At 68.7% G+C, this 11,758-nt stretch carries 16 protein-coding genes; 10 read left to right on the top strand and 6 right to left on the bottom strand.

Annotated elements, in window-relative coordinates; genetic code table 11:
- Positions 1–62 precede the first annotated feature (62 nt).
- Positions 63–809, top strand: a complete 747-nt coding sequence (locus tag ACEN9K_RS17490; RefSeq protein WP_223992542.1) for an ABC transporter permease — start codon at positions 63–65, stop codon at positions 807–809.
- Between the two features lie 41 nt (positions 810–850).
- Here ACEN9K_RS17490 and ACEN9K_RS17495 read toward each other — a convergent pair whose 3' ends face one another.
- Positions 851–2,212 carry a phenylacetate--CoA ligase family protein gene (locus ACEN9K_RS17495; protein ID WP_268001883.1) on the bottom strand — a complete coding sequence of 454 codons (1,362 nt, stop codon included), beginning with the start codon at positions 2,210–2,212 and terminating at the stop codon, positions 851–853.
- A gap of 38 nt (positions 2,213–2,250) precedes the next feature.
- Positions 2,251–2,796, bottom strand: a complete 546-nt coding sequence (locus ACEN9K_RS17500) for a YceI family protein (protein ID WP_018768789.1) — start codon at positions 2,794–2,796, stop codon at positions 2,251–2,253.
- A gap of 160 nt (positions 2,797–2,956) precedes the next feature.
- Here ACEN9K_RS17500 and ACEN9K_RS17505 point away from each other — a divergent pair, with 160 nt between their 5' ends.
- Both ACEN9K_RS17505 and ACEN9K_RS17510 read left to right on the top strand, forming a co-directional pair.
- Positions 2,957–3,370: a hypothetical protein gene (locus ACEN9K_RS17505; RefSeq protein ID WP_495634758.1), complete on the top strand. Its 414-nt coding sequence runs from the start codon at positions 2,957–2,959 to the stop codon at positions 3,368–3,370.
- Positions 3,371–3,411: 41 nt separating this feature from the next.
- On the top strand, positions 3,412–4,182 hold the full coding sequence (locus ACEN9K_RS17510; RefSeq protein WP_495634759.1) for a CDP-alcohol phosphatidyltransferase family protein: 771 nt from the start codon (positions 3,412–3,414) through the stop codon (positions 4,180–4,182).
- A 78-nt stretch (positions 4,183–4,260) separates the two neighbouring features.
- On the opposite strand, the gene ACEN9K_RS17515 is transcribed toward ACEN9K_RS17510, so the two are convergent.
- Positions 4,261–4,665 (bottom strand): DUF302 domain-containing protein, encoded by a 405-nt coding sequence (locus ACEN9K_RS17515; RefSeq protein ID WP_495634760.1) that lies wholly within the window; start codon positions 4,663–4,665, stop codon positions 4,261–4,263.
- 45 nt (positions 4,666–4,710) lie between these two features.
- Positions 4,711–4,968 carry a metal-sensitive transcriptional regulator gene (locus tag ACEN9K_RS17520; protein ID WP_018768793.1) on the bottom strand — a complete coding sequence of 86 codons (258 nt, stop codon included), beginning with the start codon at positions 4,966–4,968 and terminating at the stop codon, positions 4,711–4,713.
- 124 nt (positions 4,969–5,092) lie between these two features.
- Here ACEN9K_RS17520 and ACEN9K_RS17525 point away from each other — a divergent pair, with 124 nt between their 5' ends.
- The 7 genes from ACEN9K_RS17525 (at position 5,093) to ACEN9K_RS17555 (ending at position 10,515) form a co-directional block, all read left to right on the top strand.
- The gene (locus ACEN9K_RS17525) at positions 5,093–5,710 is read left to right on the top strand and encodes a rhodanese-like domain-containing protein (RefSeq protein WP_495634761.1); all 618 of its coding nucleotides are present in this window, start codon (positions 5,093–5,095) and stop codon (positions 5,708–5,710) included.
- On the top strand, positions 5,707–6,465 hold the full coding sequence (locus tag ACEN9K_RS17530) for a sulfite exporter TauE/SafE family protein (protein ID WP_018768795.1): 759 nt from the start codon (positions 5,707–5,709) through the stop codon (positions 6,463–6,465). Before ACEN9K_RS17525 ends, ACEN9K_RS17530 begins: the two co-directional genes overlap by 4 nt.
- 20 nt (positions 6,466–6,485) lie before the next feature.
- Positions 6,486–6,827 (top strand): rhodanese-like domain-containing protein, encoded by a 342-nt coding sequence (locus ACEN9K_RS17535; protein WP_056392779.1) that lies wholly within the window; start codon positions 6,486–6,488, stop codon positions 6,825–6,827.
- A gap of 53 nt (positions 6,828–6,880) precedes the next feature.
- Complete coding sequence (locus ACEN9K_RS17540) at positions 6,881–7,177, top strand: rhodanese-like domain-containing protein (RefSeq protein WP_495634762.1); 297 nt, start codon at positions 6,881–6,883, stop codon at positions 7,175–7,177.
- 50 nt (positions 7,178–7,227) lie between these two features.
- Entirely contained in the window at positions 7,228–7,590 is a 363-nt protein-coding gene (locus ACEN9K_RS17545) for a thioredoxin family protein (protein WP_495634763.1), read from the top strand.
- Between the two features lie 106 nt (positions 7,591–7,696).
- Positions 7,697–9,097: an MBL fold metallo-hydrolase gene (locus ACEN9K_RS17550; protein WP_134164066.1), complete on the top strand. Its 1,401-nt coding sequence runs from the start codon at positions 7,697–7,699 to the stop codon at positions 9,095–9,097.
- 140 nt (positions 9,098–9,237) lie between these two features.
- The gene (locus tag ACEN9K_RS17555; protein WP_495634764.1) at positions 9,238–10,515 is read left to right on the top strand and encodes an MFS transporter; all 1,278 of its coding nucleotides are present in this window, start codon (positions 9,238–9,240) and stop codon (positions 10,513–10,515) included.
- 9 nt (positions 10,516–10,524) lie between these two features.
- On the opposite strand, the gene ACEN9K_RS17560 is transcribed toward ACEN9K_RS17555, so the two are convergent.
- A complete protein-coding gene (locus tag ACEN9K_RS17560) occupies positions 10,525–11,499 on the bottom strand; it encodes an alpha/beta fold hydrolase (RefSeq protein ID WP_495634765.1) in 975 nt (324 codons plus the stop codon).
- Positions 11,496–11,738: an acyl carrier protein gene (locus tag ACEN9K_RS17565; RefSeq protein ID WP_056392768.1), complete on the bottom strand. Its 243-nt coding sequence runs from the start codon at positions 11,736–11,738 to the stop codon at positions 11,496–11,498. Before ACEN9K_RS17565 ends, ACEN9K_RS17560 begins: the two co-directional genes overlap by 4 nt.
- Positions 11,739–11,758 lie beyond the last annotated feature (20 nt).

The following is an 11,758-nucleotide window of genomic DNA, read 5'->3' on the forward strand; positions in this document are numbered from 1 at the left end:
AAACCTGCCGGGTGTGAGCGGGCGTTGCAGGGACGGGACCGCTCGCTCAGTAAGCTGGCGGCATGCCCGCCCTTTCCACCCTGCTGCCCACCCTGGTGGCCCTTGCCATCCTGGCGGCACTCACGGTGGGAATCCTCTGGGGCGCGCGGACGCCGTCGTACCTCTCCCCTGCCCTGGCCATCCTCCGCGGGGCAGCCCAGCTCGCGGCCATCAGCCTGGTGCTGGGCGGCGTCATCAGCAACCCGCTGTGGGTGGGGGTGGCCCTGCTGGTCATGTTCACCGTAGCGTCCGTGACGGCAACACGAAGGCTCACCTGGTCCTGGCGCCGCTTCGCCCTGGTGGCGGTGACCATGGCTGCCGGCATCCTGGTGACGGTGGCCGTCGTGTTTGGAACGGGCGCCATCGAATTCGCGCCGCGGTACCTGCTGGCCGTGGGCGGGATCGTGATCGGCAACTCGATGACCATCGCCACCCTGGCCGGACGCCGTTTCTTCGAGGCCGTCCTGGAGCAGTGGGACCAGGTGGAGGGCTGGCTGGCGCTGGGGGCGACGCCCCGGCAGGCCACCCTGCTCCAGGCGCGGCAGGCAGTGCACTCGGCCCTGATCCCGTCCACGGACCAAACCAAGACCACCGGGCTGGTCACCCTTCCCGGCGCGTTCGTGGGCGCGATCTTCGGCGGCGCCTCACCCCTGGAGGCCGGCCGGTTCCAGGTGGTGGTGCTGGCCTCGATCATGGCGGCCGGGTCCATCACCGCCGTCGCTCTGATCCGCTCGCTGGGCAACGTGAAGGTGCGGCCGGAACCGGTGTAGGCCGGGCGTCAACGGGCCGGTTACCTCCGTCCGGGGGCACCTTAGGGCCGGTTTTTCCAGGCGCGCACGAATGGTGCTTTCCCTAGGGCGGTCCGTTCAAGCCGCTCCACCAGCCGGATGTCCACGGGCATGTGCGCCGCGCCGGCAGCCATAAGGGCGGCGGTCACCGCAGCCCGGACGCCTTCCTCGGATTGCCCGGGTGCGAGTCCGGCCAGCAGCACCCGCAGCCCGGACGGTTCCTGGATGACCTGCCAGCCTGCGACGGCCGCCTGGTCCAGGACCTGGTGGAAGACATTCGGGTGCACGTTCACGGTGCCGGTCCTGCCCGGCAGTTGCAGGACGTCCTCGATGCGCCCCTCGATATCCTCCATGACGGTGAAACTGCGTCCGCAGGGGCAGCCCCTGCCGCCGAGCCTTACGGTGTCCGACATCTCGTACCTGATCAGCGGCACGGTCCGGGAGAACAGGACGGTGACCAGGAGCTTGGACCCGGTTGTCCCCGCCGGGACGGGGTTGCCGGCCTGGTCCACGGGTTCGATGATGAGGAGGTCCTCGTAAACGTGGCGGTTCCGGTAGGTGCAGGGGGATGCGATCCCCGCCGTTTCGGTGGCGGCGTAGACGTCGAAAGGGGCGCTGCCCCACGCGGATTCCAGTTCCGCTGCGGCCTGGGCGCTGAGCACCTCGGAGGCTGACATCACCCCCTGCGGCGCGATGTGCAGCCGCCCTGCCAGCTGTTCCGCGGCCAGGGGTTTGAGCGCTGAGGCGTAACCGACGAGGACCCGGGGCTGGAACCGGTTGAGGGCGGCGACGTTCTCCTCCATGGGTGCGGTGACGTCCAGGCGAAGGGTGGGGACCACTCCGGAGCGCACCGATGCGCCGACGACGGCTGACTGGTGGGTGGGGACCCGCGAGCTGACCAGGGCCACCTTCAGCGGCCGGGTCAGCCCCAGGGTAAACCCTGCCCAGTCGTTCGCGCGGGCGTACGAGGCCAGGACGGTAGCCCACTCCGCGCGGTTCCAGACGAACGTTCCGCGCCGGCCGGTGGTCCCGGCTGTCGCCGCCGCCCACCAGCGGCCCTTCCATGGCAGTCCGGGGTCTCCACCGCTCTCGACGAGCGACCGCAGATGGCCTTCCACTTCCGCCAGCGTCAGGTCCGGGGTGGTGATGGCCTCATCGAAGTGCTCCATCAGGTCTGCTTTGGTCACGGGCGGCAGCCGGTCCAGCGGAGCGTCGTGCAGGCCGGCATGGTGGCGGCGGTAGAACTCCGAGCCGGCGTAGGCCGCCCGGCGCAGTTCCGTCAGGGCATGGTCCTGGTGTGCGGCGATCCGGGCGGCGTCCCAGCGGTCCCGTTTCCGCCACGCAGCCCGGAGGAACAGCACACGGGGGACCAGGCGGAGGTCCACGGCGGTTGCCTGACGTTGCCTTGCCGCGGTCCGGCCTGTCAGCCCTGCTTGACCAGAGCCGCCTCGAGGTTGATCTTGACCTTGTCGCTGACCAGCACGCCGCCGGCTTCCAGCGCGGCGTTCCAGGTGAGCCCGAACTCCTTGCGGCTGATTTCGGCTTCCGCGGAGAATCCTGCCCGCGTGGCGCCAAAGGGATCCACGGCGACGCCGGTGAACTCAACCTCAAGCTCCACCGGCCGGGTCACGCCCTTGATGGTCAGGTCCCCCGTCAGGGTGTATTCCTCCCCGTCCCCTTCGATGTGGGTGCCGCGGAACGTCATTTCGGGATACTTTTCGACGTCGAAGAAGTCCGCGCCCTTCACGTGCGCGTCACGGTTGGCGTCACCGGAGTCAAAACTTGCCGTGGACACCGTGGCATGCACCGAGGACTCCTCCAGGGACCGCCCCACCCTGGCTTCGGCGCTGGCCTGGGTAAAGCGGCCACGGACCTTGCTGATTCCGGCATGTCGGACGCTGAAGCCGATCTCGCTGTGGGACATGTCCAGGAGCCATGTTCCCGGCGTGAGTTCCTGGGGAAGGGTCATTGTCATTCTCCTTACTCGTAGGGCCGCAGGCTTCGCTGCCCGCTACAGGGGCAAGACTGCGGATGCCCCTAAATATTCCCCATAAAACCCGCAGATATAAGGGTCCGGGGTGAACCGGGAGGGAACTTCGGGCGTATACATAGACGTGGCTCTACGTTTATTGACCGCCCTGGCGCTGTTCATCGATGCCGGCGTCCATCTCTTCCTGGCCCCGGGCTACCAGGCCGCGCAGCCGGGCACCATCAGCCAGGGCACCCTGTTCCTGCTCGAAGCCGCGGTTGCCCTGGTGGCCGGCCTCTATGTCCTGGTCCGCGGCAGCCGCGCCGCCTATGCACTCGCCCTGGCGGTGGCACTGAGCGCCTTCGCCGCCGTCATGCTCTACAGATACGTGGACATCCCGGCCATAGGTCCGATTCCGGCAATGTACGATCCCGTATGGTTCTTCTCGAAAACCCTCAGCGCCGTCGCCGAAGGAGCGGGATCGCTGCTGGCCCTGGCAGGCCTGGTCCGTAGCGGCCGCGGGAGAAGGGCCGACGACGGCACGGCGGTCCGTGCCGGGCGTCGCCGGCCGTGACGATCGCCGGGGCCGTTGCCAGCATGCGGGGGAGGTGGCAGATGGGCGCAGCCGGATGGGCGATGTCCGGGCACGCGATGCCTGACGCGGTGGCAACCCTGGCCGCCTACGCGCTCCCGGCCTTGTGGCTGTCATCCCTGTCCGCCTCCGGACCGGTCCTCCAAATGGCCGGCCTGTGTGCGGGCGCCGTGGTGACCGCGGCCGCCGTCGGCTCTGTCCTGCGGCGCATCCCCCGCTTTTCAACTCCGGCAGACCGCGTCACCCTGCTCCGTGCCGTCCTGGTGGCACTCTGCGCCGTGGTGGCCGTCCCGGAACTGTTGACCGGGCGCAGCAGTTTCCTGGTGCCGGCCCTGGGCGGCGTCGCCTTCCTGCTGGACGGGCTGGACGGCGCCGTGGCGCGGCGGACCGGGACAGCATCCCCGGCGGGGGCACGCTTCGATGCCGCCACCGACGCCGCGCTGGTGCTTGTGCTGTCCATCGCGGCCGCGGCGGTGGCGGGCCCGTGGACACTGGCGATCGGGGGCATGTACTACGTGTTCACGGCCGCCGCGTTCTTCAGGCCGCACCTGCGTGAGCCGCTGCCGCCCAGTGTTTCCCGCAAGGCCATCGGAGCCTTCCAACCGCTGGCGCTGCTGGTGGCGCTTCTCCCGGGTATCCCGTGGGCTGCCGCCTTCCCGGCGGTGGCGCTGGCGCTGCTCACGTATTCCTTCACGCGCGATGTGGTCCAGCTGGAGACCCGCCACCGCTCCCGAGAGCTTCCCGCTGCCCACGCCCACTTTCGACACCCACATTCCCCGGCGCTGCCCGAATAGCCCGAGCGCTAGGGAATATGCGCGTCGCAGGTGTTCAAGCGCGTCGCCACAAGAAGTCCGGTGCGGACTTCCCCTGCCTCACCCCAGGCTGGCGAGGGCCTTCCGAAGGCGCGCGCCGGCGTCGTCCGCAACCTCTTTGACCGCGGCAGCGTCACTGAGCTGGACCATGGCCTGCGGGTCAATGGCCTCGACGGTGGTCTCGTTGGCATCGGCCTTACGCCGCACCACCACGTTGCAGGGCAGCAGCGCACCCATTTCCGGCTCGGCCGCGAGGGCACGGCTGGCAAGGGCCGGATTGCAGGCGCCCAGGATGACGTAATCCCCGACGGCGTCCGCGGCCTCGGTGCCCAGCTTGGCTTCGAAGGTGGACCGGACGTTGATTTCCGTCAGGATCCCGAAGCCCTGTGCCGCAAGGGCCTCGCGGGTGCGCTCCAGCGCTTCCGCCCAGGGCAGGGACACGGTGGTGGCCAGGGTGTACGTCATGGTGCTCCTCGGGATATTCGACGGTCCGCTGATAATGCAGGCTGATTAGGCCAGGGAGAGGAAGAGCTTCTCCAGGTCCTTCCGGTCCATGGTCTGGTCCTTCTGCGTGATGCACTGCTCCAGCCCGGTGGCAATGATGGCGAAGCCGGCGCGGTCGAGGGCTTTGGACACGGCGGCCAGCTGGGTGACCACGTCCTTGCAGTCCCGGCCTTCTTCAAGCATCCGCGTGACGGCGGCGAGCTGTCCCTGGGCGCGCTTGAGGCGGTTGATCACGGGCGTGAGTTCGGTTGGGTTCAGTTCCATAAGAAGGGTCTCCATTGATGGGGTGCTCCCGTCAACTGTATACCCCTCCGGGTGTTTTGACTACCCCCGGGGGTATCTGTGATACTCGGTGGGGTATCCAGCCCATCCCTTCCGAGAGGCATAAATGACTTCCCCTTCAAAAGCAACCGCCGTTAAAGCGCTTGCCCCCGAAACCCTCCGGTCCTGGTTCACGGAGCACCAGGACCTCGTGGTCATCGACGTGCGCTCCGCCGCCGAATTCGAGTCCATGCACATCCGCGGCTCCTACAACGTGCCGCTGCCGCTGCTCTCGGAGCACACCGATGAGCTCGCCGCCCGGCTGGGTTCACGCGTGGTCCTGGTCTGCCAGTCCGGCGTCCGCGCCGAGCAGGCCCGGCAGCGGATGGCCACCGTCGGCCTCGACACCGCCTACGTCCTCACCGGCGGCGTTCCGGGCTTCGCCGCCGCGGGCGGCGACGTGGTCAAGGGCAAGGACCGCTGGGACCTGGAGCGCCAGGTCCGCCTGACCGCCGGCTCCCTGGTGATGCTGGGCCTGGTGGGCGGCAAGTTCGTCTCCCCCAAGGTCCGCATGCTTGCCGGCGCCATCGGAACCGGCCTGACGTTCTCGGCCGCAACCAACACCTGCGCCATGGGCAAGGCCCTTTCGGCCATGCCGTGGAACAAGGCCGCCAAGGAGCCCACCCGCGAAAGCGCCATCCTCCAGCTTCCCGTTCCGGCAGCAGAAGAGGACGCCGCGGCATGATTCCGGCCCTGGGCCTGGGGCTTGTCGTCGGCATCGTCCTGGGCGTCGTGGGCGGCGGCGGCTCCATCATCGCCGTTCCGGCCCTGGTGTACGGCGTGGGCATGAGCCCCGCCCAGGCGATTCCGACGTCGCTGCTGGTGGTGGGCGTATCCTCGCTCACGGCCCTGCTCCCCAGGATCCGGGAGGGCCTGAACTGGCCCGTGATCGCCCTGGTCGGCGGCGCCGGGATTCCGGCGGCCTGGGCCGGCGCGGCCGTGGGCAAGCTGCTGGACCCGAACCTCCTGATGCTGGCGTTCGCCGGAATCATGGTGGCCGCAGGCATCCGGATGCTGATGAAACCCCGTGAAACCGAAGGGTCCTGCAGCACGGGGCCGCACCGGGCGTTCCGCTCCTGCGCCCCGAAGGCCGTAGGCGTTGGCCTGCTCGTCGGGTTCCTCACCGGGCTGCTCGGCGTGGGCGGCGGCTTCCTCATCACCCCGGCGCTGACCATCTTCCTGGGCCTGCGCATGAAGCAGGCCGTCGGAACGTCACTGGCAATCATCGTGGTCAACTCCGCTGCCGGCTTCAGCGCCCACGCCGCCGGCTACACCGTCGACTGGGCCACCACCCTGGCGTTCGCGGTCCCGGCAATCCTGGGATCCGTCGTCGCCGCGCGGCTGGCCCGCCGCCTGCATGACAAGCACATCCGCATCTCATTCGCGGTACTCATCTTCGCCGTCGCGGCATGGGTCACCGCCGGCACGGTCACCGCCTGACCCACCAAGAGGAGAACACCATGGGACTCATCGATTCCCTCAAAAAAGCCTTCAGCAAGCCCTACAAGACGGTATCCGTGGCGCAGGCCAAGGAACTCCTGGGCTCGGGGGCCACCCTGATCGACGTCAGGTCAGCCCAGGAATGGCGGACCGGCCGGGCGCCGCAGGCCAAGCACGTCCCCCTGGACCGGCTGCAGGCCAGCACCGCCGGGATCCAGAAGACCCGCCCCGTGATCGCCGTCTGCGCCTCCGGAGTACGGTCCGCCTCAGCAGCACGCCTCCTGGCCGCCAAGGGGTACGACGCCTACTCGGTACGCGGCGGCATGGCCGCATGGCGCCAAGCCGGCGAGCCCGTCCGCTAGGCAAGCAGCACCACCCGGCAAGCCAGCCGAAACCACTTCAAAGGAGAACCACCATGGCTGAAATCACCATCACCGAAACCGACCAGCGCCGCTCCACCGCCCGGATCCTTGACGTCCGCGAGGACTTCGAAGTCGCCGAAGGGATGATCCCCGGCGCATTGCACATCCCCATGGGCGAGCTGCAGGCCCGCTTGTCCGAACTGGACCCGGCCGTGCCCGTGATCGCCATCTGCCGCAGCGGCAACCGCAGTGCCGCCGTCGCTGAAGCACTCAAGGGCGTCGGCTACAAGGCGGACACCATGGCCGGCGGCATGACCGCGTGGACCCGCGCCGGACTCCCCACCACCTAGGCCCTGCCGCGAGGCAACAACCCCACCCGCCCGAAAGGACACGACAGACCATGGCAACCATCGACATCACCGAGCAATCCTTCGCCCAGACCCTGGAGGACAACAACATCGTCTTCGTAGACTTCTGGGCAGCATGGTGCGGCACGTGCCGCATGTTCGCCCCCACCTACGGCGCCGCCGCCGAACGCCACCCGGACATCACCTTCGCCAAGGTGGACACCGAAGCCGAACAGGCCCTCGCCGCCGCAGCAAACATCACCTCCATCCCCACCCTGATGGCCTTCAAGGACAAGACCCTCGTCTTCTCCCAGCCTGGAGCACTCAACGCCACCGGCCTCGAGGAAGTCATCCAGGCCGTCAAGAACCTGGACATGGACAAACTCCGCGCCGAAGCCGGCCACCAGCACGCCTGAGCCACCGGCGGCCACATCAGTTCCCCTCGTTGCGTTATACCCCTGGGGGTATCTATACTTGATTCAGAACCCCCTCCATCCCCTTTCACCCGAAGGAGAGCACCAGATGCTTATCGAACGCATATACGACGAAGACCTGGCCCAAGCCAGCTACCTGATCGGCTGCCAGGCCAAGGGTGAAGCCATCGTGGTGGACGGCCGCCGCGACATCGCCGTCTACCAGGACCTCGCCGCGAAAAACGGCATGAAGATCGTGGCCGTCACCGAGACCCACATCCACGCCGACTACCTCTCCGGCACCCGCGAACTTGCCGCTGCCACCGGCGCCAGGATCTACGTCTCCGGCGAGGGCGGCCCGGACTGGCAGTACGAATTCGACGGCGAGCGGCTGTACGACGGCGACACCATCACCCTGGGCAACATCACCATCAAGGCGGTCCACACCCCGGGCCACACCCCGGAGCACCTGTCCTTCCTGGTGACCGACGGCGCGTTCAGCAACCAGCCCGGCTACCTGCTCTCAGGCGACTTCGTGTTCTCCGGCGACCTGGGCCGGCCTGACCTGCTGGACGAAGCAGCCGGCGGCGTGGACACCCGCTTCGTGGGCGCCAGGCAGCTCTTCGCCAGCCTGCGCGACAAGTTCCTGACCCTGCCGGATTACGTCCAGGTCCACCCCGCGCACGGCGCGGGCAGCGCCTGCGGCAAGGCCCTCGGCGCCATCCCGTCCTCCACCGTGGGCTACGAACGCCTCTACGCCTGGTGGGGCCCGTACCTCGCCGCCAATGACGAGCAGGGCTTCATCGATGAACTCCTGGACGGCCAGCCCGATGCCCACGCCTACTTCGGCCGCATGAAGCGCGAAAACCGCGTGGGGCCGGCCGTCATGGGCGAACGCGCTCCGCTGAAGGAACTGGACACCGCCGTCGTGGCCAAGGGCCTGGCGGAGGACACGCTGACCTTCATCGACACCCGTTCCAATGACGAAGTGCACCGCGGCACGGTGGCCCGGTCCCTGAACGTCCCCGCCGGGAAGTCCGTGGCCAGCTACGGCGCCTGGGTGGTCAACCCGGAAACGGACAAGAACCCGCTGGTGCTCCTTGCCAAGGACCGGGACCAGGCCCAGGACATGTGGGACCATCTGGTCCGGGTGGGCATCGACAACGTGGCCGGCTACGTCACCGGCATGGACGGCCTGCCCACCTTCACTCCCAAGCTGATCCAGCCGGAGGAACTCGGGAAGTTCGACGCCGCGATGCTCCTGGACGTCCGCAACAAGACCGAGTACAAGGCCGGGCATGTCCCGGGCGCGTACCAGCTCAGCGGCGGCCGCCTCATGTGGCACCTGGATGAACTGCCGGCCGGCGGCACCATCGTGTCCTACTGCCAGTCGGGCGTCCGGAACTCCGTCGCCGCCAGCGCCCTGCGCCGGGCCGGGTACGACGTCGTCGAACTCGATGGCAGCTACGCCGCCTGGAACGCCTGGCAGAACAGCGTCCCCGCCGCCTAGCCACTCCACCCAAGACCACCCGGGCAGGACCCCCCTCCTGCCCGGGTTCAGGTCCGGGCGCGTCCTCGCGTGTCCGGACCCGGCCGGGGCGTGCCCCCGCACGCCCGGGCCACCTTACGTCCCCACGAACGGAGCACCCCATGCCGGGCAGGACCCTCCCCCGCGATGCCACCGGAACAGCCGGTGCCGTGCTGGGCCTGCGGCAGAACCTGGCGCAGTTCATGCTGCTGGTGGCTGTCAACGCGCTGGTGGGCGGCACCCTGGGCCAGGAACGCACCGTCCTGCCCCTGCTCGCATCCCGGACGTTCCATCTGGACCTGTACACGGGCGCGCTGACCTACATCCTGGCCTTCGGCCTGTCCAAGGCCGCGACGAACTACTTCGCCGGCACGCTCTCGGACAGGTACGGCCGGAAACCCGTCCTCGTGGCGGGCTGGCTGGTGGCAGTGCCCGTACCGCTGATGCTCATCTTCGCCCCATCGTGGGGCTGGATCGTGGCGGCCAACGTGCTGCTGGGCATCAGCCAGGGCCTCACCTGGTCCACGGCCGTGATCATGAAGATGGACCTCGTGGGCCCCAGGCAGCGTGGCCTGGCCATGGGCTTCAACGAGGCGGCGGGCTACCTGGGCGTCGCCGCCACCGCGCTGGCCACCGGCTACCTGGCAACTGCCTACGGCCTCCGCCCGGCCCCGTTCCTGCTGGGTGCCGCGTTCATTGCCCTGGGACTGGGCCTGACTGTCCTGGCCGTCCGGGAGACCCACCACCATGCCATGGCTGAGGCCTCACAACACGTCGGCGTCCACAGCAACGCCCATGCCGGCCTCTCCACGGGCCAGGTGTTTACCCTCACCAGCTTCAGGGACCGATCCCTTTCGGCAGCCAGCCAGGCCGGCCTGGTCAACAACCTCAACGACGGCCTGGCCTGGGGCCTCTTCCCCGTCCTGTTCGCCGGCGCAGGCCTGGACCTCGGCCAGATCGGCATCCTGGCGGCCGCGTACCCCGCCGCCTGGGGTGCCGCCCAGCTGGCCACCGGCGCCGCGTCGGACCGGTGGGGACGGAAATGGTTCATCGCGGCCGGCATGCTGGTGCAGGCCGTGGCACTGGGAGTGGTCGCATCAGCGCACAGCTTCGGGCCGTGGCTCGCCGCCGCCGTCGTGCTGGGCCTCGGTACCGCCATGGTCTACCCCACCCTGCTGGCCGCCATCGGAGACGTGGCCCACCCGGCCTGGCGGGCCCGCTCCGTGGGGGTCTACCGGCTGTGGCGCGACGGCGGATTCGCCGTCGGTGCCCTCCTCTCGGGAGTCCTCGCCGACTTCTACGGCATCCCCGCCGCGATCGCCGCCGTCGCGGTCCTTACCGCAGCCTCCGGCGCCGTGGTTGCCGTCCGGATGCGCGGCAGCGACCACGCCGCGGGATAAAGCCGGCCGTTAGCCGCCGGGGGCAACGAACCGCCGGATCTCCGCCGCCATCCGCCCGGACTGCGTCCAGTGGAGGTAATGACCGCCCTCAAGGGGCAGCACCTGGTGCCGCGTGACGTTCCTCAGCAGGTCTTCAGCCGCGGCCGTTTTAGTGGCTGTCCTGTCATTCTGTTCATCAGCGATGAAGGCCAGGACCGGAAGGTCTGCGGGGTATGTGACGCCGCGGAGCGCCGCAGCGTTGTTTGCGATGCGGGCCGTTTCATCGGCCACCGCGGAGTTGCCGAAGTTCCAGATCATCATGGTTCGCATCCGCTTCAGCTCTTCGTCGGAATAGGCGTTGCTGTCCGGATCGAAGAGGCCCGGCGCCACGGCGGCAACGTCGCGGACCAGCCCCGTTGCGGCCACCAGCTTCGCCCAGTTGATGCCGGGCTGCGGCTCCTCCACCGGATGGTCCCCCGGTTTGGGAATTGTCGCGTCGATGCCCACCACCGCTGAGACTTCCGGGCGGTAACGGTTGGCATAGTCCAGCAGGTAGAACCCGGCGATAGAGTGGCCGGCCAGGACATAGGGCTGCCGGACCTGGAGCTTTGACAGGACCTCATGGAGCTCGTTGCTGATGTTCTCATTGGTCCGCGCGCTGGCCTCCATGTCGCTGTAGCCATAGCCGAACCCTTCCACCACGATCACATCGAAGTCGCCGAGTTCGCGGATCAACGGGGTGAAGTCCAGGCCGGGCGCGGCGGTTCCCAGGCCGCTGAGCAGGATGAGAGGCGGGCCCTGATGTGCTGCCGCGTTTCCATTGCGGACCACATTCAACGATCCCCCGGCCACCGCCACCCGCTCACCGTAGCCGGGCATGGTTGCCTTCTCCTGCGCCTCCAGGGCCGCGTTGGCCACCGCCGAGACCAGGACCAGCCCCAGGACAACCAGCGCCGCGATCCCCAGGCGGCGGCCCCAACGGCGGCGCTTCTTCCGGGTATTCACCCGTGCCCTGCCAGGTACGTGACCAGGCCGTCCACGGTGGCCACCGCAGGGTAGTCGGCCTCCGGGATGTCCACTCCCGTGCCCTCCGCGATGACCTCCACCAGGCGGAGGAAATCTAGCGAGTCCAGTTCCAGGTCCTGGCGCAGCCTGGCGCTGCCCTCCAGGTCTTCGGGCCCCACGTCGGGCGCCACTTTGCCGATGGCGGCCTCCACCGCCTGGCGCGCATCCTGTTCGTTCATGGCTCCTCCTCCGTCCGGCT

Source organism: Pseudarthrobacter sp. Pseusp20, assembly GCF_059492155.1.